Consider the following 25,376-nt stretch of genomic DNA (forward strand, 5'->3'; position numbering starts at 1 on the left):
GCTACAGGGGGCTTTGTTCTAGGATTTGAGTGTCAATACAGCAATGACCAAGGCCAAATACATAAAGAAGGTCAGGATAAAGCTAGCTCTCCAAAATACTTTGAAAAAACGCTTATAGGAGAATTCCTTTTTCTTAAAGAGGAAGAAGGCGCACAATCCCATGGATAGTAGGGAAAGGGCTAGGAGCAGGTGTGGGAGTAGACTGCTATAGTAAATCCTGTCCGAGATAAGATAAAATTCCAGGCCATAAAGTGGAAAGGCAATATCAGCAAAGTTTCGCCCGTATTTGTGCAGCTTAAAAAACTTGACGGCAATAATGGAAATTGCCAAGGTCAGAAAGATGAACAGAACTGCAATGATTTTTATAAAGAGGATTGATTCAAACATACTTTCATTCTATAAAAAATGTGAAGAAAAGTAAACATAAAGCTTGCATTTCTTTTAAAATCATGTATAATGAAAAGGTATGTGTAAAACGCATATTTGTGGGAGGTAAAAATCTGTAATTACCGCCAAAACCACAATAGGAGGATTTTTAAGATGGCTAAGAAAGTCGAAAAACTTGTAAAACTTCAGATCCCTGCTGGTAAAGCTACTCCAGCTCCACCAGTCGGACCAGCACTTGGTCAAGCAGGTATCAACATCATGGGATTCACTAAGGAATTTAACGCTCGTACAGCTGACCAAGCTGGTATGATCATTCCAGTTGTAATCTCTGTATATGAAGATAAATCATTTGATTTCATCTGTAAGACACCACCAGCTGCTGTTCTTTTGAAAAAAGCTGCAGGTGTTGAAAAAGGTTCAGGTACACCTAACAAAACGAAAGTTGCTTCAGTAACTCGTGCACAAGTACAAGAAATTGCTGAAACAAAAATGCCAGATTTGAACGCTGCTAGCTTGGAAGCTGCAATGCGTATGATCGAAGGTACTGCTCGTTCTATGGGCTTCACTGTTACTGACTAATCAGTAGCAAACCCAAGACCCGCATATCCTCATCGCTTCGATAGGTGACGTGGGAGATGAAAATCGATATGACCACATTACAAGGAGAATAAAAATGGCTAAAAAAAGCAAAAACTTACGTGCTGCTCTTGAGAAAATCGACAGCACAAAACTTTACAGCGTAGAAGAAGCTGTTGCACTTGCAAAAGAAACTAACTTCGCTAAATTTGATGCGTCAGTTGAAGTTGCTTACAACTTGAACATCGACGTTCGTAAAGCAGACCAACAAATCCGTGGTGCAATGGTGTTGCCAAACGGTACTGGTAAAACTGCTCGCGTTCTTGTTTTCGCGCGTGGTGCGAAAGCAGAAGAAGCAAAAGCTGCTGGTGCAGACTTTGTTGGTGAAGATGACTTGGTTGCTAAAATCAACGGTGGTTGGTTGGACTTCGACGTTGTTATCGCAACTCCAGATATGATGGCAGTTGTTGGACGTCTTGGTCGTGTACTTGGTCCACGTAACTTGATGCCAAACCCTAAAACTGGTACAGTAACAATGGATGTTGCTAAAGCAGTTGAAGAGTCTAAAGGTGGTAAAATCACTTACCGTGCTGACAAAGCAGGTATCGTACAAGCTCTTATCGGTAAAGTATCATTTGATGCTGACAAACTTGTTGAAAACTTCAAAGCTTTCAACGAAGTAATGGTTAAAGCAAAACCAGCTACAGCTAAAGGTACTTACATGACTTCAGTATCTATCACTACAACACAAGGTGTTGGTATTAAAGTAGATCCAAACTCACTTTAATCAATAAAAAGATTGTCTTAGGGCAGTCTTTTTTGATATATTGACAGAGGTTTGAAAAAGGGTTATACTGATATAAAAAACAAGGATATAGGAGTTTCGTATGAAAAAAGCTAATCGTGAAGAATTTTATTCCCATTTATCTGCCCTTTATCAGTTGGCTCCGGAAGCTATTTCACCGGTCTTGCGTGAGAAAGTAGTTGAATTTGCTCAGAAGCTCGACCAGTCAGATAATCTTTATTTGTTGGCGAGTCAGCTTTCGGTATATGTGAATAGGGAATTACTTGAGCAGGCTGGAAAAGCACCAAAGGAGCTGCTTGATTTAGCTTCTTATATCCAGGAACTGCAGGTCAGCCATAGTCGGTATATGGCCCGATTAGATAATTTATAGGAGTTTCGTATGAAAAAAGCCAATCGTGAAGAATTTTACTCCCATTTATCTGCCCTTTATCAACTGGCTCCGGAAGCTATTTCACCGGTCTTGCGTGAGAAAGTAGTTGAATTTGCGCAGAAGCTCGACCAGTCAGATAATCTTTATTTGTTGGCTGATCAGTTGTCGGTATTTGTCAATGCTGAATTGACTGGCTTGACCTGGAGAGCGCCAAAGGAGTTGGTAGAATTGGGGCGCTATATCCAGGAATTACAAGTGACCTATCGACGTTATGTACTAGGAATAGATAATTTAGAGGAAGAATGATGACAGAATACGCAAAACCACTGGTATGGAAGTGGGAAGATGAAAATGACAATCGTTCGGGCAATCGCCCCACAGCAGGCAGTCGCTTTGAGCAAAAACTACCAAAAGGAGAACAGCCTTTCCAAGTTTATTCCTTGGGGACACCGAATGGTATTAAGGTTGCTATCATGCTGGAAGAGTTGAAGGAGTTAGGGATTTCCGAAGCTGCTTACGACCTTTATCTGATCAATATTGGTCAAGGGGACCAGTTTGGCTCTGATTTTGTTGGAATAAATCCAAATTCAAAAATTCCAGCTATGGTAGATTACTCTGAGAAGGAGCCGGTTCCAGTTTTTGAATCAGCCAACATTCTACTTTACCTGGCAGAAAAATTTGACGCCTTCATACCCAAAGCTTGGGCGGAACGTACAGAAGTCCTTAACTGGCTCTTCTGGCAAACTGGCGCCGCGCCATTTGTTGGCGGTGGTTTTGGGCATTTCTTCCATTACGCTCCGACAGCGCAGGAATATCCGATTAACCGCTATGCCATGGAAACCAAACGCCAATTAGATTTGTTGGATCAATTATTGGCGACCAGAGAATATATTGCTGGAAAAGACTATACCATCGCAGATATTGCCATCTGGTCCTGGTATGGACGCTTGGTGCAAGGTCAACTCTATCCTGGTTCAGCAGAATTTCTGGATGTAGCCTCTTATCGCCATTTGAATGCCTGGGTGGAGAAAATTGCAGACCGTCCAGCCGTTCAGAAAGGCCTGGCAGTAAAATATGCTTCTATAGAAGATTAAAAACCTGTATTCACCCTTCAGCACTTCCACCTATGGCTAGATTTTCAGCTACTCAGCCTTTGTTAATATTCCCTAAAAAGCTGCCTTGATTAGCGAAAAACTAGCTCTTGTTTAAAAGTACTTCGCTTGTGAATTCTGGTTCTAAGTAACGAGGCTGGGCTCAAGCCCAGCACCACTTCTCAAAGTTAGCGTCAACATCTCAGCGCAGTGGTTGATTGGCAGATTTGTTCGTGTTTCACACTCCAAATCTGACCATTACGACTGTTGCGAACAAAGTTCGCTCTATTTCCAACCTCCAACAGTCACTACTCTGACTGTTGGAGCTATGCGGGGGTGGGAGTGAAACAGTCTGGGGATAGACTGTTTCAGCTCAACAACTGGAAATAAGGACTTGTTGACGAACTCTTCTTTTAATTGTTGAGTTCTGTCCCACTCCCTTTTGCTTGCTCATATTTTACAATGGTTTGATAAAAGTTTATAATAGAGGAGTTATACTCAATGAAAATCAAAAACAGACTAGCTCCAAAGGTTTGGGGAACCTTTGGAGGTTGGAGATGGGTGAACGTAGTTCGTTTCTACTTATGCAGATAGAACCCTGTTACTATTTTATTTCAAGGTAACAGGCTGAAAGGCTCCACTGGAGCCTTTCACTCATCAAATCAAGTCAACAACGTCTGATTTTGATTTTCGAAGAGTATTATCTTAAAAGAAAGAAGTTTTATCATGTCTGAACAAACAAAAACGGGCCAATCCCGTGAGCAAGAAACAATGGTGCGAGGCATGGCCTGGTTGACTGCCGGGAATTTTCTCAGTCGTTTGCTGGGTGTTGCCTATGTAATACCTTGGTATATCTGGCTGGGAGAACATCGGGCGGAGGCCAATGCCTTATTTAGCATGGGCTATCAAATTTATGCCAACTTCCTCTTGATTTCTACGGCTGGTTTGCCGACCGCCATTGCCAAACAGGTTGCCAAGTACAATGTACTAGGGAAAGAAGAAGTTTCCCTCTATCTGGTTCGGGAATTCTTTAAGCTCATGTTGGTCTTTGGTGCGGTCTTTGCCGGAGCCATGTTTATCAGTTCGCCTTGGCTAGCTGAAGCGTCAGGTTCCAAAGAAAAACTCATTCCAGTCATGTATAGTCTGGTTCCTCCCTTATTCATTTTTCCAGCTATGAGTATCCTACGTGGTTTTTTCCAAGGGCGGCACGATATGAAACCCTACGCTATCAGTCAGTTGGCTGAACAGTTGGTTCGTGTTATTTGGATTTTAGCAGCTACCTTTATTATCATGAAGCTGGGCAATGGGAACTATCTAGACGCAGTAGTACAGTCGACCTTTGCTGCCTTTGTAGGTATGCTGGCAAGTGTAGGAATTCTGGTTTATACTCTCTGGAAACAGGGGTACTTGGGTAAGTTGCTCCATGCCAAGAAGCAGAAAATATCTGTCAATACAGGTCAACTCATCAAAGAAACAGTCAAGGATGCTATTCCGATTATTATTTTGAGTTTGACCATCCAGTTGCTCCAATTTATTGACCAAGTTACCTTTATCAATGTCATGGAGAAGATTACTAGCCTGACCAATTCGGAACTCTTGGAACTCTATTCCTTTATGTCTGCCAATCCCAATAAGATTACCATGATGATTATCGGGATTTCTATCAGTCTGGGCAGTGTAGCTATCCCACTCATTACTGAGAAGTTTGTAAAAAAAGACTTGAAGGCAGCTTCCAATTTGGTGGCGGATAACTTGCAGTTACTCTTTATTTTTACCATTCCAGCCATTGTTGGAACGGTCTTGTTGGCTAGACCACTCTACTCAGTCTTCTACGGTCAATCGCAGGACATTGAAATACAGCTCTTTGTTTGGAACCTGGTCATGATTTTACCTCTTGGCTTATACTCTGTTATCAGTGTTGTTATTCAAGCGATTTTTGAAAATCGTCGAGCGGTTATCTATTTTGCAATTGGAATACTGATAAAAGTGATCTTGCAGTTGCCAATGATTTATCTCTTCCAAGTTTACGGTCCCTTCCTTTCAACCCTGGTCAGTCTTACCGTCATGCTCTATTTATTCTATAAGCGTATTGACGCAGTCTTAGGTGTGGACGAAGGTTTGATTGTGAAAGACATTGTGACAATCAGCTGGATTTCCTTGGTTATGGGGGGCATTGTTTGGCTACTTGAATTGCTTCTCAATCACTTGCTACCAGCTGGTGGTTATCTATCGAGCTTTGTTCATTTGCTCCTTTCGGGAGGGGTGGGCGTATTCGTTTTTGTCATTTTGACCTTGAAGACACGACAGCTAGATCGTTTGATTGGCAGTCGGGCAGACTTGCTCCGTCGCAAACTAAAATTGGCTTAATAAACTCTAGGAAAATCTGGAATGGATTTTCCTTTTTTCGTGGAGATTTTTCTATAAAAAATTTTGATTTTGTGGTAGAATAGTAGGGATAAAAAAGAGGAGAGAGATGATGAAACCTAAATACCAACGTATTCTAATCAAACTATCTGGCGAGGCCTTGGCCGGTGAACGTGGTGTCGGTATTGACATCCAAACGGTTCAAGCAATGGCTAAGGAAATTCAAGAAGTAGCAGAATCAGGTGTTCAAATTGCCCTTGTTATTGGTGGTGGTAACCTTTGGCGTGGTGAACCTGCTGCTGAGGCTGGTATGGATCGTGTGCAGGCAGACTATACTGGTATGCTTGGTACGGTTATGAATGCTCTTGTAATGGCTGATTCCCTTAAACAACTTGGTGTGGATACGCGTGTGCAGACAGCAATTGCCATGCAGTCTGTGGCTGAGCCATATATTCGTGGTCGTGCCTTGCGTCACCTTGAAAAAGGTCGGATTGTCATCTTCGGTGCTGGAATCGGTTCACCATACTTCTCAACAGATACAACTGCCGCTCTTCGTGCAGCAGAGATTGAAGCAGATGCCATCTTGATGGCTAAAAACGGTGTGGATGGTGTCTACAATGCCGATCCTAAGAAAGATGCAAATGCGGTTAAATTTAATGAATTAACCCACCGTGAAGTCATCAGCCGTGGCTTGAAAATCATGGATGCAACAGCTTCTACGCTGTCAATGGACAACGACATTGACTTGGTAGTCTTTAACATGAACGAGCCAGGCAATATCAAGCGTGTTGTCTTTGGTGAACAAATCGGTACAACGGTTTCTAATTCTACAGAAGAAAAATAAAAGATAAAATATAAAGAAGGAAGTCTTATGTCAAAAGAAATTATTGCAAAAGCCCAAGAACGCATGAACCAATCTCATCAGAGTTTGGCTCGTGAGTTCAGCCATATCCGTGCTGGTCGTGCCAATGCTAGCTTGTTGGACCGCATTTCAGTAGAATACTACGGTGCTCCAACACCCTTGAACCAATTGGCTGGTATTACCGTTCCAGAAGCGCGTGTTCTCTTGATTACACCATTTGACAAGTCTATCTTGAAGGATATTGAGCGTGCCTTGAACGCATCTGACCTTGGTTTGACACCACAGTCTGATGGTACAGTTATTCGCTTGGTTATTCCTGCATTGACAGAGGAAACGCGTAAAAACTTGGCAAAAGATGTGAAAAAAGTGGGTGAAAACTCTAAAGTGGCTATCCGAAACATCCGTCGTGATGCTATGGACGAGGCTAAGAAAGCTGAAAAAGCTAAAGAAATCACGGAAGACGATTTGAAAACACTTGAGAAAGACATTCAAAAAGTCACTGACGATGCCATCAAGACTATCGATAAGATGACTGCCGACAAGGAAAAAGAATTGTTGGAAGTTTAATCGATTTCCTTAAATGCAAGTAAATGTCATTGCTAACATGTCTAACGGAAGTGATGATACAATAAACATCTAATGGGGCTGGGCAAAAAGTCTAAAGCCACTTCTCAGAGTTCGTGTCAACATCTCAGCGCAGTGGTTGATTGGCAGATTTGTTCGTGTTTCACACTCGAAATCTGACCTAATCAACTGTGCGGGGGTGGGAACACGAACTCTTTTTTGACTAGTTGAGTTCTTTCCCACTCCCATTTTTAATCAGAAAGAAGAAAATCATGAATGATTTATTAGCACACTATGTGGTTGGTCTTGTGACCGACCAAAATGACCAATTTTACTTTATCCAGAAAGAAGGGCTGACCTTTGCTCTTTCAAAAGATGAAGGAGAGTTCCAACTAGGGCAATCTGTCAAGGGTTTCGCTTATACAGATATGAAACAAAAGCTGCGTTTAACCACTAAAGAAGTGGGAGCAAGCCGGACTAGCTTTGGTTGGGGAACAGTGACTGACGTTCGTAAAGACTTGGGTGTTTTTGTGGACACTGGTTTACCAGACAAGCAGGTGGTTGTTTCCTTGGATATTTTGCCTGAAATCAAGGAGTTGTGGCCTAAAAAAGGCGACCAACTTTATGTGAAATTGGACGTGGATAAGAAAGACCGTATCTGGGCTCTACCAGCCTTTCAAGAAGATTTTCAAAAGATGGCAGGCCCTGCTTATGATAATATGCAGAACCAAACCCTGCGTGCCATCGTTTACCGTCTGAAGATGACAGGGACCTTTGTCTATCTACCTGATAACAATATGCTTGGATTTATCCATCCTAGTGAACGATTTGCCGAGCCACGCTTGGGGCAGGTTTTGGAGGCGCGTGTGATTGGTTATCGGGCAGTTGACCGAACCTTGAACCTTTCTCTTAAACCACGTTCATTTGAGATGTTGGAAAATGATGCTCAGATGATTTTGACTTATCTGGAGAGCAGTGGGGGCTTTATGACCTTGAACGACAAGTCTGCTCCGGAAGATATCAAGTCCACCTTTGGTATTTCCAAGGGACAATTCAAAAAAGCCCTGGGTGGTTTGATGAAGGCTGGGAAGGTCAAACAAGACGAGTTTGGAACGGAGTTGATCTAAAAATGAGAGTATATATCGCTGGAAGTGGTGCCATGGGTTGCCGTTTTGGCTATCAGTTATCAAAGACAAAGCATGAAGTGATTTTGTTGGATAATTGGGATGCCCATATCGAAGCGATTCGTGAAAATGGTCTGAAGGTGACGGGAGATTTTGATGATGTCGTCCAGCTCCCTATTATGAAGCCGACTGAGGCGACGGAAGTTGCTGACCTGATTATCCTCTTAACCAAGGCGGACCAGCTGCCAAAAATGTTGCAGGATATTAAGGGTATCATTGGTGAAAAGACTAAGGTTCTTAGCCTCTTGAATGGACTTGGACATGCGACCACCATGCGCCGTTATGTGCCTGATGAGAGTATTATGGTCGGTGTAACGATTTGGTTGGCTGGTCTTAAGGGTCCTGGTCATGCGCATTTGCAGGGTCCTGGTTCTATCTCTGTGCAGAATATGGTTGGTGATGGTCAGTCAGTTGCTGATATGATTGCTATGTTTAATGAGGCTGGTCTAAATGCGACCTATGATGACCACGTTATCAATGCTATTTGGCAAAAGGCCTGTGTCAATGGCACCATGAATCCGACTTGTACAATCTTGAATTGCACCATTGGAGAACTCTTTGGAACAGAGGGCGGGCTAAATTTGGTGCAAGGAATTTTCAAGGAATTCATCGCCGTTGCCAAATCAGAAACCGCTGGAATTGATGAAGAGGCTATTTGGAAATATATCATTGATGCTTCTAAAAAAGCATCTAATCACTATCCATCTATGCATCAGGATTTGGTGCAAAATGGTCGTAAGACTGAAATTGATTACCTAAATGGCGCTGTTGTTTTTAAAGGCAAACGTGCAGGCATTCCAACTCCTTATTGCCAAATGATTACAGAGATGGTTCATGCCAAGGAAGCCATGCTTGGGTTGAGATAGGGGATTTTAGGAGATAAAGGTGAAAAAGAGTATTGTTTGTTGGGTAATTGTTCTATTAACGATGATCCTCCTACCAGTACGTGCAGATGAATTGATGGACATTACGCGAGCTGCTGGCTATGAAGTCAGTGAAGTCAATCGTCCCAAGTCTACCATTGTAATTGATGGAAATACTGGAGATATTCTATGGCAGGATAATGTTGATGAGGTTCGTGATCCTGCAAGTATGAGTAAACTAATGACGCTTTATTTAGTGTATGAAGCGATAGCCAAAGGAGAATTATCGGAAGATAGTATCATTCGCGCAACGGCTACTGATCAAGCTATTGCAACTATCTACGCACTTTCAAACAATAAAATAGTGGCGGATGTGGATTACACCGTTAGAGAATTGATAACGATGACTGCAGTCCCGTCATCCAATGTTACAACCATCATGCTTGCAAATCATTTGTCAAACAATGACCCAGATGCTTTTATCGATAGGATGAATGCTAAGGCGCAAGAATTAGGGATGACCAATACAGTGTGGCACAATGCAAGTGGAGCAGTTGCTGTGGCTTTTGAGGGGTACTATGTTCCAACGCGTTATGACATTCACCAAACAAACCAAACGACTGCGCGTGATTTGGCTATTTTAACCTACCATTTTTTGAAGAATTATCCTGGGATTTTAGAACATACAAAAGATCCAGTTGTTACCGTTAAAGCAGGGACTCCCTATGAGGAAACCTTTAAAACCTATAATTATTCCTTGCCAGGTGCTCAATATGGAATTGATGGGGTTGATGGTTTAAAAACGGGTTCGAGTCCAAGTGCAGGCTTTAACTATATCGCTACGATTAAACGTGGAGAGCAACGCCATATTGCTGTCGTTATGGGGGTGGGAGATTGGTCGGATCAGAACGGTGAATATAAGCGTCATCCGTTTGGGAATGCCCTGATTGAAAAGTCTTATCAAGATTTTGAATATAAAAAATTATTTTCTGCTGGTAAGCACGAAATCAATGGTCAAGTCATTCAGTTGAGTAATGATTTCTACGGAACTATTCCAAAGGGAACAGAACCTAAATTTTTAATAGAAAACAATACTCTCATCTTAGAAAATGGACTTGAAGGGGTTAGTCCAGTGATAAACAATGCAGTAACAATTGAGAATGCTACATCTGAATCCCAAGGTATGCTTCAGGTTTCTGAACATTTTAACCCAGATGCTTTATTTTCTGTTATTTCAAGATTCCTACCAATTCTCCTCATTGGACTGCCTATTGTTCTTGTTATCCTAATCATTGTTGTCGTTGAACGCGATCGTGCTCGTAAAACAAAATTAAGAATGGAAGGGCGCTCACGTAGGAATAGATAGCACTTTTTAGTTAGGGAGATTGTATGAATTATGAAGTAGAAAGCATCGAAGCTTATTTTTCTACTTTACCAGATAGGCGAAAGGAAGCAGTGGAACGCCTTCACCAAGTCATTGTTGAGCATTTGCCTGCTGGTTTTGAGGTCGGTGTGCTGGGTGGGATGATCAATTATTACGTCCCTCTGTCAGCCTATCCAAATGGTTATCATTGTACACCTGGGGAACCCTTGCCTTTCTTGGCCTTGGCCTCACAAAAGGCTCATATTGCCCTCTATCATATGGGAATTTATATGGATAAGGAATTGAATGACTGGTTTGTAGAAAAGTATCAGGAACAGGTTCCGACCAAAATGGACATGGGAAAATCCTGCGTTCGCATGAAAAATCCCAAGAATATTCCCTATGAATTGATTGGCCAATTGGTGAGTAAGATGTCTATGGAGCGCTATATTGCCCTCTACGAAGAAAATCATATTAGAAAGTAAGAGTTGTGAGAAGAAGTTTTTATTCTTGGTTGATGACCCAACGCAATCCTAAGAGCAATGAGCCTGTTGCGATTTTAGCAGATTATGCTTTTGAGGAAGTTGATTTTCCCAAGCAATCAGATAATTTTGATGAGGTCAGTCGATTTTTGGAAGAATCTGCTAGCTTTGCCTTTTCCATGTCAGACTTTGATGCCATTTGGGAAGAGTATTTGGGACATTGATGATATGAATATGTGAGAGTAGTTGTAAAAGTGCAACTACTCTTTTTTTGAAAAATAGCTTAAAATGAACAAGAATATTTTTTCAAGCCATATACTTGCATTTTTTCGGGGGGGGGTATAATATATATTCAGGATAGGATTTGTCCTGATAAGCCGTTTGGATTCAAGCTACTGGAATAACTTGATGATTTCAGTACAGTACCTGAGAAAACGGTGATACAACAGGAAACCAAACTTTCCTTCCTTTCTTAATTATTCTACACCCCACATAGAAAATTCAAGTTTGGTCTTTCTAAAACAGTGAATGTCGCCATGTTCGCTGTTTTTCTTTTTACCTCGAAAATTCAGTTGGTGGAAAATTTTGGTATAATAATAGAAAAGCTACCAAAGGAGAAGTTTCTTGCTAGAACATTCAATTGATATTCATTTAAAACATCCAGATGATTTGTTTAGCCTATTTGGTTCGAATGAACGCCATCTGAGATTGATGGAACAGGAATTGGGGGTGGTGATCCATGCACGGACAGAAGTTGTGCAAGTTATCGGTCAGGTAATTCAGGTGGAGCAAGCTCGCCTGGTTATCCAGTCCCTCTTAGTCTTGGTTAATCGAGGCCTGGTCATCAATACGCCAGATGTGGTCACGGCTATTTCCATGGTCAAAAATGATGAGATTGAGAAATTCGTTGCCCTCTACGAAGAAGAAATCATCAAGGATAACTACGGCAAGCCCATTCGCGTAAAGACCCTTGGTCAAAAACTCTATGTGGATAGCGTAAAGCGTCATGACATCGTATTTGGAATTGGTCCTGCTGGTACAGGTAAGACCTTCTTGGCGGTTACTCTCGCGGTCACAGCCCTCAAGCGGGGGCAGGTAAAGCGTATCGTCCTAACTCGTCCTGCGGTAGAGGCGGGCGAAAGTTTAGGTTTTTTGCCAGGGGACTTAAAAGAAAAAGTAGACCCTTATTTGCGCCCGGTCTATGATGCCCTCTACCAGATCCTTGGCAAAGAGCAGACCACGCGCCTAATGGAGCGCGAGATTATCGAGATTGCACCGCTGGCCTATATGCGGGGTCGGACCTTGGAGGATGCCTTTGTTATCTTGGATGAGGCGCAAAATACCACCATTATGCAGATGAAGATGTTCCTGACTCGTCTGGGCTTTAATTCCAAGATGATTGTCAATGGGGATATTAGTCAGATTGACCTACCTCGCAAGGTTAAGTCGGGCTTGATTGATGCGACAGAGAAGTTGAGCAAAATACCGCAGATTGATTTCGTCCATTTTTCAGCCAAGGATGTGGTCCGCCATCCAGTCGTTGCCCAGATTATTAACGCTTACGAGCAGGAGGTGCTGGCTGCGGATGGTCGGGCAAGTTTTGAGACGATTGGGGAGTTGAGGAAAGAGAAAGATGCGGAGGAGTAATTATTTTCTGCATCTTTTCCTGTCGAAATAGTTTGTGGAAAACAAGTGAAGGAGTGACGCGTGATAAAACAAGGTCTACTTAGATTGGTTTTGCTTGGTTTTGTCTGTCTCTTAGCTGCCTGCGGTGGTCAGAAAATAGGAGATGACCAAACACAAGTTGAAAAAGCAGAACCGACTATCCAAACTAATTTTTATCAAGCTATAAATAGGGACTGGTTAAATGGTGGCTGGTTATCAAGTGGCACACCATTCTACAATGAGTTTACAAGATTGCAAATGGAAGTAGATGAGCAATTAAAATCGGATTTTGACAAAATGGTAGCTGGTCAGCTAGAGCCTCAGTCGGAGGATTTAGTAGAATTTATCAAGTTGTATCAGCAAGGTCTTGATTTTACCAAAAGGGAAGAAGATGGTGTCAGAGTAGCTAGAATGATACTGGATGAAATGATGGGAATTGCTTCGTTTTCCGAGCTGAAATCGCTTAGCCAAGATTGGATTCGTAAGGACTATCCATTGCCCTATGGTCTTGATGTGATTGCCAATCCACGAAACACATCTGAAAGAATGCTAATTTTGCTACCACCTCAGACGATTCTACCTGATAAGTCCTACTATGAAGACAGGACTGTTCGTGAGAAACTCATGGATTCTTACCGTATATCTGCGAGACATATTTTGGAAAAATGTGGCTACTCAGACGGGGAGGCTACTGCTTTGGTTGAAGGTGCCATTGCTTTTGACAATCGACTCGTTGACACTCTACCAGCTAGTGAGAATGTGCATAGTGATTGGGGGCCTGTGAACGCAGAAGAACTTAGATCATTCTCAGAGGTCAAAAACTACTCTCCAGCTTTATCGATTGGAGAACAATTAGTAGGACTGGTGGGCTTGGAACCGGAGGAAGTTTATGTTTCTAATCCAAGCTATTTTGAACAATTATCCCAATTTATCAAGGAAGAAAATTTCTCAGAATATCGATCATGGGCTTTGGTTAGCCAAGCAATGAAGTTAGCTCCCTATTTGACTGGGGAAATCATGCAGACAGCAGGGAGATTTCATGCAGAAGTCCAAGGAGTTTCAGCCTCCTATCCAAATGATTACATGACTTATCTGGATGTGACTGGAATTTTCAAGGAAAGCTTGGGTGTTTATTATGGTCATAACTATGCCGATGAAACGGACTTACTTGCCATTCAGGAAATGGCTGAGGCAATCTCTAGTACCTATCAGGAAAGGATTCTAGCCAATGATTGGCTCAGTCAAACCACCAAGCAAGCCGCAATTAAAAAATTAGAAAATATCACTTATCATATCGGTTATCCAAGGGAGTTGAGCGACTGGACCAAGTCATTAAAGGTGCGTGAAGACTTGTCTTATATTGAAAATGTTTTGGCTATTACGATTCAAGCTAGAACAGGAGTTTTCGAGCGTTATAGTCAGCCAATAGATAGACAAACTTGGGCTAGCAATGTATCGGCAAGTGAAGTAACAGCCGCCTACGCTCCTAGTCAGAATGCTATTTATATTCCGGCGGCTATTTTACAAGCTCCCTATTATGACAAAAATCAATCTGTAGCCGAGAATTATGGTGGGATTGGCAAAATTATCGCTCATGAGTTTGTTCATGCCTTTGATGCCACAGGAGCAAATTTTGATGAGACTGGTAGTCTAAAAGACTGGTGGACAGAGCGAGATAGACTAGCGTTTGAAGAAAAAAATCAAGCCCTAGTAGACTTGTTTGATGGTCTGGAAGTTTATGGTGGTAGAGTAGATGGTCATTTAACCTTGTCTGAAAATCTTGCGGATTTGGGAGGAATACAGATTGCCTTGGCTACGCTCAAAGAAGAAGAACCGTCAGCTAATCTAAAAGAATTTTTTGAGCACTATGCCCGTAGCCGTCGAGAAATGGTTGCGGTTGATTATGGCCGTTATCAACTTCAGGTAGACACACATTCTCCTGAGGAATTTCGGGTCAATCTCCAATTACAGCAAATGGATGATTTTTATAAAGTCTACCATATTCAAGAAGGTGACCCAATGTATAGGGCACCCGAAGAGAGACTGGTTATGTGGTAAATTAAAACCTGCCTGGTTTAATCTGAACTAGGCAGGTTTTCTTGTCATCTAAAAAATGGATTGAAGTTTTTTTCGTGTCCAACGCTGGTATTTTGACCATGTCCAGGATGGACAGTGTAGTGGTTTGGCAGGGTGAAGATGTGTTCTCGGATACCCGCAATCAAGTCATCAAAGTTGCTGGTTGGTAGGTCTGTGCGTCCAATGGTTTCCCGGAAGAGAGCATCTCCAGTGACAACAGCTTCAGCTTCTGGAAAGATAAAGGATACGCCACCGATGGAGTGGCCTGGTGTTGGCACAACCTTGAAATGGAAACCGTCAAACTGGTAGTCGTCTTGGTATTGGAACATGTGCTCAGCAGGTCGGCAGACCACATTTTCCATATCATCGTGACGAGCTAGGCCAGACAGGTTCATCTCTGGTGTATAGAGCCAGCTAGCCTCGCTTTCAGCTACATAGACAGGTGGAAAATCGTAGGTTTCACGTAGGATGTCCAAGCTCATAATATGGTCGTAGTGGGTGTGGGTCAAGAGAATGGCCGCAATCGGTTTACCAATTTTTTCAATAGTGGCTTGGATTTTAGCCCAGTCACTTCCTGGGTCAACGACAAGTAGGTGGCTATCATTTTCAATATAGTAGGTATTTTGAAAGGCAACAGGATTGACAGATTTGTGGATAATCATGGTAGTTCTCCTCACAGAAACGGTTTTTATATAAGTAGTCTAACAAAAAAATCCAGTGACTTCATGGATTTTGTTTGAGGCTTTTTCCTGACGGTCGATTGTGCTATAATGAACAGTATGAAAGATACACCACCAAGCAATCGGTATGCCGTTGTCGATTTGGAAGCAACAGGTACAGGTGCCGATGCAAAAATCATTCAAATCGGGATTGTTCTGGTTGAAAACGGAGAAATTATTGACAGCTATGCGACGGACATCAATCCCTACGAGCTACTTGATGACCATATTAAAAATCTGACGGGAATCACAGACCAGCAGTTGGAGCGGGCTCCTGATTTTGGTCAGGTCGCAAGTACCATTTACGACATGATTGGAGATGCTATTTTCGTCGCCCATAATGTCAAGTTTGATGCCAATCTCTTGGCGGAAGCTCTCTTTTTTGAAGGCTTTGAATTGCTAACTCCGCGCGTGGATACGGTGGAATTAGCACAATTATTTTTTCCGACATTTGATAAATACAGTCTGGGCAATCTAGCAGAGCATTTGGACTTGGGTCTGGACCAGGCACACACGGCTATTTCAGATGCTCTGGCAACGGCTCGACTTCTTATCAAAATTCAAGAGAAAATCAAGAGTTTGCCTCGAACTGTAGTTGAAGACATTCTTGATTTGGCGGACAATCTACTCTTTGAATCCCGTCTAGTTATTGATGAGCTGGTGCCTTATCTAGCTGAAACGATGTCGACCGATCTGGAAAGTATTCATGGCTTGGTATTGAAAAAGCCAGTCAAAGCCCAGCCAGCCTATCATCTGTCAGAAGATTTTGCGACCAATATTGCCCTTCTAGGTCTACACGAACGCAAAAAACAAACTGCCTTTGCTCAAGTGGTTGAAAACCGATTGGCTGATGTAGAACAAGTACATTTTATACAGGCTCAGGCCGGCTTGGGCAAGACCTACGGTTATCTCTTGCCACTACTTGCTAAGTCGGACCAGCCTCTCTTGGTGACGGTGCCGACCAAGCTCCTTCAAGAGCAGATTATGGAAAACGAGGGGAGCAAGCTTCGAGAGATTTTTCATATTTCCATGGCTTCCCTCAAGTCGCCCAAGCATTTTATCAAATTGGATAGTTTTTGGAAAACCTTGCAGCGACAAGATGACAACCGTCTAGTCAATCAATTTAAGATGCAGGTCCTTGTCTGGCTGACAGAAACTACAACAGGTGATTTGGATGAGCTCAAGCAGAAACAACGCTACCAAGCCTACTTTGATGAGATTGCCCATGATGGAAACTTGGAGCCTACCAGTCTTTTCTGGGGTTGGGATTTTTGGCAGCATTTGAATCAGCAAGCCCTATCCAGCAGGGTGCTCATTACCAATCATGCCTATTTCCTCAGTCACCTCAAGGACCAAGATCCCCTGATGGACAATCGTTTGGTGGTCATTGATGAGGCTCAGAAATTCCTCTTGGCTGCCGAAAATCTAGCGACAGATTCTCAGGAACTTACAGCGCTATTACAAATATTGCAGAGTAAAAAAGATAGGGCGGATAGGGTTTTAGACCAACGTCTCTATGAGTCCTGTCAATTTGAGCTCAACCACCTCTTGAATCGTTTTCGCCATTATGGTCAAAGGGAAATAGCAAAAGAAGACTTAGGTCAACTCAAGCAGAATTTAGCTGAATTACAGGACATTGACCTGCAGGACCTGGCTCAACTCCTAGACTATTATGACAGTTTTTGGCTGGAAGAAAAGTATCTTGAGGACAAGCGAATTGCTTATTTGCGAGGCTCCAAGGACAGCCTCTTGAATGTGGCTACTTACCTGCCAGATACTAAGATTTTCTGTATCAGCGCCACCTTGACCATCAGCAAAAAGGTCAGTCTGGCCGACCTACTGGGTTTTGAGCAGGTCACCATGGACTTGCTTCCCACACAGGCAGTGCCCAACCAGCAGCTACTCTTTCCGACCAATCTCCCTGATATCCTGGCTGGTTCCAAGGAAGAGCACGCAACCTATTTGGTGCATTCCTTAGGGAAAATAGCAGAGCTGGGCCGACCGATTTTGGTCTTATTTACCTCTATTTCCCTGCTCTTACAAGTGTCGGATTTACTAGAAGACAATAACATTCCCCACCTAGCCCAACACAAGCATGGACAAGAAATGCCCCTCAAACGCAAATTTGAACGGGGTGAATGTCAGATTTTACTGGGCACAGGTGTATTCTGGGAGGGAGTAGACTTTGCCAGTCAGGACCAATTGATTCAGGTCATTACAAGACTGCCATTCGACAATCCTAAGGACCGTTTTGTCCAGAAAATCAATCACCATCTGCGTGAGCAAGGCAAGAATCCATTTTATGATTACAGCCTGCCCATGATGATGATTAAGTTAAAACAAGCCATCGGACGTACCAATCGACATGACAAACAAGATTCAGTGGTTCTGGTCTTGGATCCACGTGTGCATACCAAACGTTATGGACAACAAATTCTTTCCTTCTTTGAGAAAGAGTATCAAGTTTTAAGTATGAATGAGAAGGAAATAGAAGGGCTTGTTCAGGATTTTTTTGAAGAAGTATAAGGGAGCAACAAGGCTTCCTTTTCTTTTAGTGTTTGAAAATATTACATTTTGTCAAGCTCCTTATCATTAAGAATGCTTTCCTCCGCTCCATACTTTATATCAGCGATTTTCTTTATGATTAAAATATGGTATAATTTTCCAAATATTAGTTTTTGTGAGAAGAGATTATGACAGAAAAAACGATTGTTTTTAAGGTAGGAACCAGCTCCCTGACCCAAGAAAATGGCAGCTTGGACCGCATTAAGATTGCTCGGATTACCAATCAGCTAGCTCAGTTGCACCAGAAGGGTTACCAGATTGTGCTAGTAACATCTGGTTCGATTGCTGCTGGTTTTCGGAGATTGGGCTTTGACAAGCGACCGACCAAGATTGCGGAGAAGCAGGCTTCTGCGGCCGTTGGTCAGGGCTTGTTGATTGAGGAATATACGCAGAACCTGATGAAAGATGGGATTGTGTCAGCTCAGATCTTGTTGACCCAGGATGATTTTGCGGATGCCAGACGTTATCAGAATGCCTCTCAAGCCTTGCAGGTCTTACTGAAACAACGTGCTATTCCTATTATCAACGAAAATGATACCATTGCCATTGAGGAGATTAAGGTAGGGGACAATGATACCCTGTCTGCCCAGGTGGCTTCCCTTTTGAAAGCAGACCTCTTGGTGCTCTTGACAGATGTGGATGGGCTTTACACGGCCAATCCTAACAGCGATCCCAACGCCAAACATTTGCCAGAGATTAAGGAAATTACGGAAGACTTGTTTGCCATGGCAGCAGGAGCTGGCTCGTCCAACGGAACAGGAGGCATGACCACCAAATTGCAGGCGGCACAGATTGCGACCAAATCGGGTGTACCTGTCTTTATCTGCTCGTCCAAGGAGGATACGGCCCTTTTACAAGCCGTCACTCAAGCCAATCGTGGCACCCTCTTTTTAGCAGATGACCATGCCATGAACCAACGCAAGCAGTGGATGGCTTTCTACGCTCGGACAGATGCAGCAGTTGAGGTGGATGCTGGTGCGGTTGAGGCCATGTTGCACCAAGGCCGCAGTTTGTTAGCTGCTGGTGTCAAAGCCCTGGAAGGCGACTTTGAAGTGGGACAGGTCGTGGAAGTTTACAGTCAAGCAGACCACCGTTTGATTGGTAAGGGCCGCGTCAAATTGTCCTCCAAGGACTTGCAGGACCAGTTGGCAAATGGCAGAGCGGAAGGCGTGTTGATTCACCGCAACGATTGGGTTAGCTTATAGTCGTTCAGTTTATCTTTTATTACTTCGACGCATGAGGAAACTTCGTTTCCTTGTTTCCAACTTCAAACAATCCACCGGATTGTTTGAACTCGCTTTGCCGTACTTGGTAGAAGTAACTTGCTTCGCAAGTGCAATCTCCAACCTTGTACAGTCACTTGACTGTACAAGCTGCCTGCAGCTTTTGGTGCGAACATCATTCGCTTTATTTCTGACCTTCAACAGTCTATTCCTAGACTGTTGGAGCAAGTACTAAAAGCAAACTGAAAGACTAAATAGGAGAAAGATATGACAACAACACAAGCATTATTAGACAGTTTATTGGCCCATAAGGCCTCTATCAACCTTGCTACAACCGAACAAAAAAACCAAGCCCTATCAGCCATGGCAGACCAGTTGGTTGCCCAAACTGAGGCGATCCTAGCAGGCAATGCTATCGACATGGAACATGCCCAAGGCAAAATTAGCCAAGTTATGCAGGACAGATTACTCCTGACAACAGAGCGGATTGAAGCTATGGCTGATGGTATTCGTGCCTTGATTGGCTTGCCAGATCCAGTTGGTTTGACCTTGGAAGAATACACTCGGGCAGACGGTTTACAGATTCGCAAGAAATCAATACCCTTTGGATTGGTAGGAATGATTTACGAAAGTCGTCCCAATGTGACTTCAGATGCCGCTGGCTTGGCCATCAAAAGTGGCAACGCAGTTATCTTGCGTGGAGGAAAGGAAGCCTTTCATTCAGCTCAAGCTATTGTCACAGCCCTCAAAGCTGGTTTGGAAGAAGTTGGGGTGTCACCTAAGGTCATCGAATTAGTCCAAGATACCAGCCGTGCCTCTGCGACGGAATTGATGACTGCCAAAGGCAAGATTGACCTCTTGGTGCCTCGTGGTGGCGCAGGGCTCATTCAAGCTGTTGTGGAAAATGCGACAGTGCCTGTTATCGAAACAGGTACAGGCATCTGCCATGTCTATGTAGATAAAGATGCAGACTTGGACAAGGCCTTGCAGATTGTGGTCAATGCCAAAACCAGCCGTCCATCTGTCTGCAATGCGGCAGAGGTCTTGCTAGTCCACGAAGAAATTGCCAGCCAATTCCTACCTCGTTTGGAAGAAGCTCTTTCTGGTCAGGTAGAATTGCGGGCTGACGAGAAGGCTCAGGCTTTGTTCAACCAATCTACACCAGCAGGCGACCAAGATTTTGACACAGAGTTTCTGGATTATGTCTTGGCAGTTAAAGTCGTTTCAAGTGTGGAAGAAGCTATCAGCCACATCGCTCAGCATTCAACAGGGCACAGCGAGGCCATTGTGACGGAAAACAGCCAGACGGCAGACCTCTTTACGCTCTACGTAGACTCGGCGGCAGTTTATGTCAATGCCTCGACCCGTTTTACTGACGGTGGCGAGTTCGGTCTGGGCTGCGAGTTGGGCATTTCCACCCAGAAGATGCACGCCCGTGGTCCAATGGGACTGCGTGAGATGACCACCTACAAGTACATCATCACAGGCGACGGCCACATTCGTTAGGAGGTCAAGATGAAGATTGGATTTATCGGACTGGGCAACATGGGAGCAGCATTGGCTCATGCAGTCAGTCAGCAGCCAGATACCCAGCTCCTCCTCAGCAACCACAACCCAGCAAAAGCTCAGGCACTTCAAGAACAGCTGGGCGGTCAGCTTTATTCTAATGGTCAAATAGCAGAGCAGGCAGAGCTTATTTTCCTTGGGGTCAAGCCTCACCTGATTCAGTCAGTCTTGTCAGGCTTACAGGACCAGATCAGCCAGAATCCATCAGCTATCTGGATTTCCATGGCAGCGGGAGTGACCATTGACAGCCTGGCAGAATATGTGTCGGCAAACAACCTCATTCGTATCATGCCCAATACACCTGTCGCTATCGGCCAAGGTATGACAACCTATAGCGTGGTCAATCAAGAACTCGCTCAGCTATTGGAACAAATTTTAGAAAAATCTGGCAAGGTACAGCAGGTGCCAGAGAAGTTGATAGATGCTGCGACGGCTATCGCGGGCTGTGGACCTGCCTTCGTCTATCAGATGATTGAGGCCCTGACAGATGCGGGTGTGCAGAATGGTCTTACAGCGGAGGATGCGAAAATTTTGGCTGCACAAACCTTGGCTGGAACTGCTCAAATGGTATTATCCAGCGACAAGCATCCATCCCAGTTGAGGCAAGAAGTGACCTCGCCAGGTGGATCGACTATTGCAGGCGTAGTGGCTCTTGAAAAAGAAGGTTTCCGCTATGCCATTATCAAGGCAGTCGCTGCCGCCCTCAAAAAGAATAGAGAATTAGGAAAGAAATAGAGGAATTGTAGAAAATCTTATCCGAACAGTTTTTTCATACTCAATGAAAATCAAAAGTAGCCTAGGAAACGAAGCCGACGATAGAACTGAAGTTCATCTAGGCAAGTTGACAACGGATAATTTTGATTTTCGAAGAGTATCAGTCCTAAGACCGATAGAAACGGTAGGCAGTTGAGATATACTATAGTCAATCCTAAATATTTTCATAATCTCCTTAAAAACTTGGCTATTTTGGTCAAGTTTTTTTGGTGAGAAAGCACAAAAAAACAGGACTTTTTAATCCCGTTTTGTTTTTTCTTTGATCCATTGACTGACATTGGAAAAGGTTTTGCTTTGCTCTGCTTTGCGTTTTTGCTCCTGGACAAACTCTGCAAAACTCTGCTTGACGCCCTCCTTTTGAACCTTGTCCTGCAAGTCTTGCCATTTCTTCTTAAGGCTGCTAGAAGTCCGCTCGTAGTAGGTTTCCAAAATCTCTTCCTTGGACTTGTAATTGCGGTAGAAGGCATTGCGTGACACACCAGCCTTTCTGACCAACTCGGATACCGATATCTGCTTGATGTCCTTTTTTTCTAGGAGAAATAGCAGAGCTGTTTCGATAGATTCTTTGGTCAGTTGATTGGTTTCTTTATTGGATTGATAGAGATTTTTTAAAGAAGTTGGTGAAATCTTACGTTCTGCCATAGCTTTCCTTTCCTGACTGTTACATCTGAAAGAAAATGCTTTCAGAAGGACTAGTTTAATGATATAATTGTAAGGAAATAGTCTGCTATTGTCAAATAAAAAAGTAACACTAGAAATGAGTAGAACATGAAAAAATGGAAAATCGTTGCAGATTCAGGCTGTGATTATCGTCAGTTAAATAACCTTGCCCCTGATACAGAATTTGTCAGTGTGCCCTTGACCATTCAGATTGGTGCAGACACCTTTGTTGACCAGGCTGACTTGGATATTGACAAGATGATGGAGGTGATGTACGCCTCTTCTGAAGCTGCTAGTTCTGCCTGTCCAAGCCCACAGGCCTATCAGACAGCATTTGAGGGAGCGGAAAATGTTGTTGTTATAACCTTGACAGGTGGTTTGTCAGGTAGTTTCAATGCTGCTCGTGTGGCGCGTGATATGTTTGTCGAGGAACATCCTGAAGTCAATATCCATCTCATTGATAGCCTTTCAGCTGGCGGGGAAATGGATTTGATTGTGGATGAAATCAATCGACTGATTGCGACTGGTTTGGAATTTGATGAGCTTGTACAAGCCATCACCGCCTACCAAGAAAATAGTAAATTGCTCTTTGTCCTTGCCAAGGTTGATAATTTGGTGAAAAATGGTCGTCTCAGCAAATTGATTGGAACAGTCGTTGGCCTTCTCAATATCCGTATGGTTGGTGAAGCAAGTAGCGAAGGAAAGCTGGAATTGCTCCAAAAGGCGCGTGGTCATAAGAAATCTGTCACAGCTGCTTTTGATGAGATGAAGAAGGCTGGCTATAAGGGAGGTCGTATTGTCATGGCTCACCGTAATAACGCCAAGTTTTTCCAGCAGTTTTCAGAACTTGTAAAAGCAAGTTTCCCAAATGCTGTTGTTGACCAAGTTGCAACATCTGGACTCTGTAGCTTCTACGCTGAAGAAGGCGGTCTCTTGATGGGTTATGAAATAAATTCAAAATAAGAGTTCATTTTGAAAATGACTTAGATACAAGAAAGGTCCTCAAGCTACAGGTTTGAGGACCTTTGTTTCGCAATACAGTATAGCTAGTAGGGGATCTATTTCAAATGTTGTCCTCACATTGTCATTTTCTTTAAGAAGGTTTCCAGTCTTGTCTTAAAATCACTAGTGTACTGAATTTGTAGAAAATCATGGTCCTCTCCAGAAAAGAAGGCGGCTCCTTCAAGTTGTTTCTCTATAAATGGACTGACCTGCCCTTTTTTCAGCTGGAAGGTCACGCTTCCTTTGGAAATGCGATAGGGAATATTTGGTGAAGTTTCGCCCATGTTGGTCTCTATATCTAATTTTTGGGCATGATGAACCTGATGGAGATTTTGGGTATTACGGGCAAACATTCCATTGTCGATATAGAGGGAAAGAGCCTTCTGCATGATGAGGTTGGTATCGTAGTCAATCAAACTCTTATGTTTAATAAAAGCAGACTTCAACTGCTGGGGCAGACTGATGGCACCAATCCGCAGGGCTGGAAAGAGTGTAGGGGTAAAGGATTTGATATAGATGACCAGATTATCGGTGTCTAGATAGTGGAGGGGCAGGCTCCGATTAGAATCAAAATCTGCCAGATAATCATCTTCGATAATGTAGACCCCGTATTTCTTAGCTAGCTTCAATATGGAAGACTTACTTGTTGTATCGTAGGTGCTTCCCAGAGGATTGTGGAGTCGGGGAATGGTGTAGAAGAATTTAATTTTTCCAGTTTGAAAGATTTTTTCCAGCTTGACCAGGTCAATGCCATCAAAATCCCGTTCAATTGTCTGATAGGGGATAGCTTGATGTTGCATCAAGTCAACCATCCTGGAATAAGTTGGGTTTTCTAGCAATATTTCAGTTTTCTCAGGTCCGAAGTCCATTTGTGTCAAGATATAGAGGGCCTGTTGACTACCAGCTGTAATAACCAGTTGGTCTTTTTTTGTGTAGACATGATAGTTCATCAAGAGTTGTTGGACAGAGGAGATTAACTCTGCCAGCCCTTCTTGCTGATGGTAGTAGTTAAACAGATAGTTCTCCCGCCCAATCAGACTTTCATGTAGGCACACTCGAAAATCCTCGTAGGGTAGCTCCTGAAAATCCGCAGGGTCAAGTTCAACCATTTGGTTTTTAGAGTCTTTGTCTTCCAATATATAGTAGCCGCTCTTTTCTACTGCATAAATCTTGTTTTGGTATTTTAGTTCCAACATGGCCTTCTGAACAGTGTCCTTACTGCACTGGTAGTTCTGACTGAGCTGTCGAATAGAGGGCAGTTTTTCACCACGTTTAAACTGATTGTTTTCAATCCCCTCTAAGATATCCTGAATAATTCGCTGGTACTTATCCATTGTAACTGTCCCCCTACAGAAATGATTAAGACTAGTATAAGGTAATTTTTTTGGAAAAACAAGGTCGAGCCAGATTGTTTACTTTGAGAAGCCAAGTAGTTATATGGTATAATGAGGGAATGAAAATCATTATTCCTAACGCCAAAGAACTAAATACCAATCTGGATAATCAAGCCTTTCAAACCCTGTCTGATACCAGCATATCGGTCCTAGAGGCTATTGGTCAATATAGCCTAGAGGAGCTGGCTAGTTTATATAAATTATCCGAGGACAAGGCCCAGTTAGAACTGGATCGATGGCAGAGGATTAGGCAAAGTCAAGCCAAGTCTTACCCGGCCTGGCAACTATATGATGGCCTTATGTATCGTTACATGACTAGAAGGGACCTGACAGCAGAAGAGGAGAACTATCACAAGAAGCATGTACGGGTGGCAACAGCCTTATATGGTCTCATCTCTCCATTTGAACTCATTTCACCCCATCGTCTTGACTTTCAGGGAAATTTAAAGATTGGTAAACAATCTTTAAAACAATACTGGCGTTCCCATTATGATGCAGAGGTGGCTGATGAGGATGTCCTGCTCTCGCTTGCTTCGTCAGAATTTGAACAAGTCTTTTCACCAAAAGTTCAGGAAAAATTGGTCAAGGTTATTTTCAAGGAAGAGAAAAATGGTCAGCTAAAAGTCCATTCAACCATCTCCAAAAAAGGGCGTGGTCGGATGCTTTCGTGGTTGGCTAAGCACAATATTCAAGATCCAGAAGAAATAAAAAAATTTGATGTCGATGGATTTCATTACTGTCCAGAACAATCTACGTCCCAGACCATCGTCTTCAAACGACCGCAATAAGATAGATGTAAAATAACGCTTTCTCCATGCAGT

Annotated in this window: 25 protein-coding genes; 21 read left to right on the plus strand and 4 right to left on the minus strand. The window is 43.1% G+C overall.

Annotated elements, in window-relative coordinates:
* Positions 1-18: 18 nt before the first annotated feature.
* Entirely contained in the window at positions 19-387 is a 369-nt protein-coding gene (locus tag PW252_RS03460) for a DUF3397 domain-containing protein (RefSeq protein ID WP_105124608.1), read from the minus strand.
* A 153-nt stretch (positions 388-540) separates the two neighbouring features.
* Between PW252_RS03460 and rplK the strand changes: the two genes are divergently transcribed.
* The 15 genes from rplK (at position 541) to PW252_RS03535 (ending at position 14,634) form a co-directional block, all read left to right on the plus strand.
* Positions 541-966 (plus strand): 50S ribosomal protein L11, encoded by a 426-nt coding sequence (rplK, locus tag PW252_RS03465; RefSeq protein ID WP_105118180.1) that lies wholly within the window; start codon positions 541-543, stop codon positions 964-966.
* Positions 967-1,060: 94 nt separating this feature from the next.
* Positions 1,061-1,750, plus strand: a complete 690-nt coding sequence (gene rplA, locus PW252_RS03470; protein WP_105114539.1) for a 50S ribosomal protein L1 — start codon at positions 1,061-1,063, stop codon at positions 1,748-1,750.
* A 100-nt stretch (positions 1,751-1,850) separates the two neighbouring features.
* Positions 1,851-2,138 carry a bacteriocin immunity protein gene (locus tag PW252_RS03475; RefSeq protein WP_248050727.1) on the plus strand — a complete coding sequence of 96 codons (288 nt, stop codon included), beginning with the start codon at positions 1,851-1,853 and terminating at the stop codon, positions 2,136-2,138.
* A gap of 9 nt (positions 2,139-2,147) precedes the next feature.
* On the plus strand, positions 2,148-2,444 hold the full coding sequence (locus PW252_RS03480; RefSeq protein WP_248050731.1) for a hypothetical protein: 297 nt from the start codon (positions 2,148-2,150) through the stop codon (positions 2,442-2,444).
* Positions 2,444-3,232: a glutathione-dependent disulfide-bond oxidoreductase gene (yghU, locus tag PW252_RS03485; protein ID WP_248050824.1), complete on the plus strand. Its 789-nt coding sequence runs from the start codon at positions 2,444-2,446 to the stop codon at positions 3,230-3,232. The genes PW252_RS03480 and yghU overlap by 1 nt, the downstream gene beginning before the upstream one ends.
* Positions 3,233-3,955: 723 nt before the next feature.
* Positions 3,956-5,596 (plus strand): putative polysaccharide biosynthesis protein, encoded by a 1,641-nt coding sequence (locus PW252_RS03490; RefSeq protein ID WP_248050734.1) that lies wholly within the window; start codon positions 3,956-3,958, stop codon positions 5,594-5,596.
* Positions 5,597-5,702: 106 nt separating this feature from the next.
* Positions 5,703-6,437, plus strand: a complete 735-nt coding sequence (pyrH, locus tag PW252_RS03495) for a UMP kinase (RefSeq protein WP_172029101.1) — start codon at positions 5,703-5,705, stop codon at positions 6,435-6,437.
* Positions 6,438-6,464: 27 nt separating this feature from the next.
* Positions 6,465-7,022, plus strand: a complete 558-nt coding sequence (frr, locus tag PW252_RS03500) for a ribosome recycling factor (RefSeq protein ID WP_044690115.1) — start codon at positions 6,465-6,467, stop codon at positions 7,020-7,022.
* A 269-nt stretch (positions 7,023-7,291) separates the two neighbouring features.
* Positions 7,292-8,146: a CvfB family protein gene (locus PW252_RS03505; RefSeq protein ID WP_248050737.1), complete on the plus strand. Its 855-nt coding sequence runs from the start codon at positions 7,292-7,294 to the stop codon at positions 8,144-8,146.
* A 2-nt stretch (positions 8,147-8,148) separates the two neighbouring features.
* Positions 8,149-9,069, plus strand: a complete 921-nt coding sequence (locus PW252_RS03510) for a 2-dehydropantoate 2-reductase (protein WP_248050740.1) — start codon at positions 8,149-8,151, stop codon at positions 9,067-9,069.
* 19 nt (positions 9,070-9,088) lie between these two features.
* The gene (locus tag PW252_RS03515) at positions 9,089-10,432 is read left to right on the plus strand and encodes a DUF1958 domain-containing protein (protein WP_398582949.1); all 1,344 of its coding nucleotides are present in this window, start codon (positions 9,089-9,091) and stop codon (positions 10,430-10,432) included.
* 23 nt (positions 10,433-10,455) lie between these two features.
* Positions 10,456-10,914: a DUF1801 domain-containing protein gene (locus PW252_RS03520; RefSeq protein WP_248050743.1), complete on the plus strand. Its 459-nt coding sequence runs from the start codon at positions 10,456-10,458 to the stop codon at positions 10,912-10,914.
* A gap of 5 nt (positions 10,915-10,919) precedes the next feature.
* Positions 10,920-11,135 (plus strand): YozE family protein, encoded by a 216-nt coding sequence (locus PW252_RS03525; RefSeq protein ID WP_105124615.1) that lies wholly within the window; start codon positions 10,920-10,922, stop codon positions 11,133-11,135.
* Positions 11,136-11,535: 400 nt separating this feature from the next.
* Positions 11,536-12,558 carry a PhoH family protein gene (locus PW252_RS03530; RefSeq protein WP_248050745.1) on the plus strand — a complete coding sequence of 341 codons (1,023 nt, stop codon included), beginning with the start codon at positions 11,536-11,538 and terminating at the stop codon, positions 12,556-12,558.
* Positions 12,559-12,618: 60 nt separating this feature from the next.
* Complete coding sequence (locus tag PW252_RS03535) at positions 12,619-14,634, plus strand: M13 family metallopeptidase (protein WP_248050746.1); 2,016 nt, start codon at positions 12,619-12,621, stop codon at positions 14,632-14,634.
* Between the two features lie 44 nt (positions 14,635-14,678).
* On the opposite strand, the gene PW252_RS03540 is transcribed toward PW252_RS03535, so the two are convergent.
* Positions 14,679-15,314, minus strand: a complete 636-nt coding sequence (locus PW252_RS03540) for an MBL fold metallo-hydrolase (protein ID WP_248050747.1) — start codon at positions 15,312-15,314, stop codon at positions 14,679-14,681.
* Positions 15,315-15,422: 108 nt separating this feature from the next.
* Between PW252_RS03540 and PW252_RS03545 the strand changes: the two genes are divergently transcribed.
* From PW252_RS03545 to proC, 4 genes are all read left to right on the plus strand, one after another.
* Positions 15,423-17,897 carry a bifunctional DnaQ family exonuclease/ATP-dependent helicase gene (locus PW252_RS03545; RefSeq protein WP_398582950.1) on the plus strand — a complete coding sequence of 825 codons (2,475 nt, stop codon included), beginning with the start codon at positions 15,423-15,425 and terminating at the stop codon, positions 17,895-17,897.
* 167 nt (positions 17,898-18,064) lie between these two features.
* Complete coding sequence (proB, locus tag PW252_RS03550) at positions 18,065-19,141, plus strand: glutamate 5-kinase (RefSeq protein WP_044673267.1); 1,077 nt, start codon at positions 18,065-18,067, stop codon at positions 19,139-19,141.
* A gap of 285 nt (positions 19,142-19,426) precedes the next feature.
* Entirely contained in the window at positions 19,427-20,665 is a 1,239-nt protein-coding gene (locus PW252_RS03555) for a glutamate-5-semialdehyde dehydrogenase (protein WP_105118327.1), read from the plus strand.
* Positions 20,666-20,674: 9 nt separating this feature from the next.
* Positions 20,675-21,460, plus strand: coding sequence for a pyrroline-5-carboxylate reductase (gene proC, locus PW252_RS03560; RefSeq protein ID WP_248050749.1), 786 nt, complete (start codon positions 20,675-20,677; stop codon positions 21,458-21,460).
* 276 nt (positions 21,461-21,736) lie between these two features.
* Here the strand turns inward: proC and PW252_RS03565 are convergent, their stop codons facing one another.
* The gene (locus tag PW252_RS03565; protein ID WP_316716843.1) at positions 21,737-22,141 is read right to left on the minus strand and encodes a TetR/AcrR family transcriptional regulator; all 405 of its coding nucleotides are present in this window, start codon (positions 22,139-22,141) and stop codon (positions 21,737-21,739) included.
* 126 nt (positions 22,142-22,267) lie between these two features.
* Here PW252_RS03565 and PW252_RS03570 point away from each other — a divergent pair, with 126 nt between their 5' ends.
* Positions 22,268-23,122: a DegV family protein gene (locus PW252_RS03570; RefSeq protein WP_248050750.1), complete on the plus strand. Its 855-nt coding sequence runs from the start codon at positions 22,268-22,270 to the stop codon at positions 23,120-23,122.
* A gap of 113 nt (positions 23,123-23,235) precedes the next feature.
* Here the strand turns inward: PW252_RS03570 and PW252_RS03575 are convergent, their stop codons facing one another.
* Positions 23,236-24,495 (minus strand): aminotransferase-like domain-containing protein, encoded by a 1,260-nt coding sequence (locus tag PW252_RS03575; RefSeq protein ID WP_248050752.1) that lies wholly within the window; start codon positions 24,493-24,495, stop codon positions 23,236-23,238.
* 119 nt (positions 24,496-24,614) lie between these two features.
* On the opposite strand from PW252_RS03575, the gene yaaA reads away from it, so the two are divergent.
* Positions 24,615-25,343, plus strand: a complete 729-nt coding sequence (yaaA, locus tag PW252_RS03580; protein WP_248050753.1) for a peroxide stress protein YaaA — start codon at positions 24,615-24,617, stop codon at positions 25,341-25,343.
* The last annotated feature ends 33 nt before the right edge of the window (positions 25,344-25,376 follow it).

The sequence above is a fragment of the Streptococcus sp. 29887 genome (assembly GCF_032595075.1).
GTDB lineage: Bacteria > Bacillota > Bacilli > Lactobacillales > Streptococcaceae > Streptococcus > Streptococcus iners.

Bases quoted from the DNA above. Each gene is read 5' to 3' on its own strand.
- PW252_RS03460 (WP_105124608.1), bottom strand. From the start codon at position 387: ATGTTTGAATCAATCCTCTTTATAAAAATCATTGCAGTTCTGTTCATC.
- rplK (WP_105118180.1), top strand. From the start codon at position 541: ATGGCTAAGAAAGTCGAAAAACTTGTAAAACTTCAGATCCCTGCTGGT.
- rplA (WP_105114539.1), top strand. From the start codon at position 1,061: ATGGCTAAAAAAAGCAAAAACTTACGTGCTGCTCTTGAGAAAATCGAC.
- PW252_RS03475 (WP_248050727.1), top strand. From the start codon at position 1,851: ATGAAAAAAGCTAATCGTGAAGAATTTTATTCCCATTTATCTGCCCTT.
- PW252_RS03480 (WP_248050731.1), top strand. From the start codon at position 2,148: ATGAAAAAAGCCAATCGTGAAGAATTTTACTCCCATTTATCTGCCCTT.
- yghU (WP_248050824.1), top strand. From the start codon at position 2,444: ATGACAGAATACGCAAAACCACTGGTATGGAAGTGGGAAGATGAAAAT.
- PW252_RS03490 (WP_248050734.1), top strand. From the start codon at position 3,956: ATGTCTGAACAAACAAAAACGGGCCAATCCCGTGAGCAAGAAACAATG.
- pyrH (WP_172029101.1), top strand. From the start codon at position 5,703: ATGATGAAACCTAAATACCAACGTATTCTAATCAAACTATCTGGCGAG.
- frr (WP_044690115.1), top strand. From the start codon at position 6,465: ATGTCAAAAGAAATTATTGCAAAAGCCCAAGAACGCATGAACCAATCT.
- PW252_RS03505 (WP_248050737.1), top strand. From the start codon at position 7,292: ATGAATGATTTATTAGCACACTATGTGGTTGGTCTTGTGACCGACCAA.
- PW252_RS03510 (WP_248050740.1), top strand. From the start codon at position 8,149: ATGAGAGTATATATCGCTGGAAGTGGTGCCATGGGTTGCCGTTTTGGC.
- PW252_RS03520 (WP_248050743.1), top strand. From the start codon at position 10,456: ATGAATTATGAAGTAGAAAGCATCGAAGCTTATTTTTCTACTTTACCA.
- PW252_RS03540 (WP_248050747.1), bottom strand. From the start codon at position 15,314: ATGATTATCCACAAATCTGTCAATCCTGTTGCCTTTCAAAATACCTAC.
- PW252_RS03545 (WP_398582950.1), top strand. From the start codon at position 15,423: ATGAACAGTATGAAAGATACACCACCAAGCAATCGGTATGCCGTTGTC.
- proB (WP_044673267.1), top strand. From the start codon at position 18,065: ATGACAGAAAAAACGATTGTTTTTAAGGTAGGAACCAGCTCCCTGACC.
- PW252_RS03555 (WP_105118327.1), top strand. From the start codon at position 19,427: ATGACAACAACACAAGCATTATTAGACAGTTTATTGGCCCATAAGGCC.
- proC (WP_248050749.1), top strand. From the start codon at position 20,675: ATGAAGATTGGATTTATCGGACTGGGCAACATGGGAGCAGCATTGGCT.
- PW252_RS03565 (WP_316716843.1), bottom strand. From the start codon at position 22,141: ATGGCAGAACGTAAGATTTCACCAACTTCTTTAAAAAATCTCTATCAA.
- PW252_RS03570 (WP_248050750.1), top strand. From the start codon at position 22,268: ATGAAAAAATGGAAAATCGTTGCAGATTCAGGCTGTGATTATCGTCAG.
- PW252_RS03575 (WP_248050752.1), bottom strand. From the start codon at position 24,495: ATGGATAAGTACCAGCGAATTATTCAGGATATCTTAGAGGGGATTGAA.
- yaaA (WP_248050753.1), top strand. From the start codon at position 24,615: ATGAAAATCATTATTCCTAACGCCAAAGAACTAAATACCAATCTGGAT.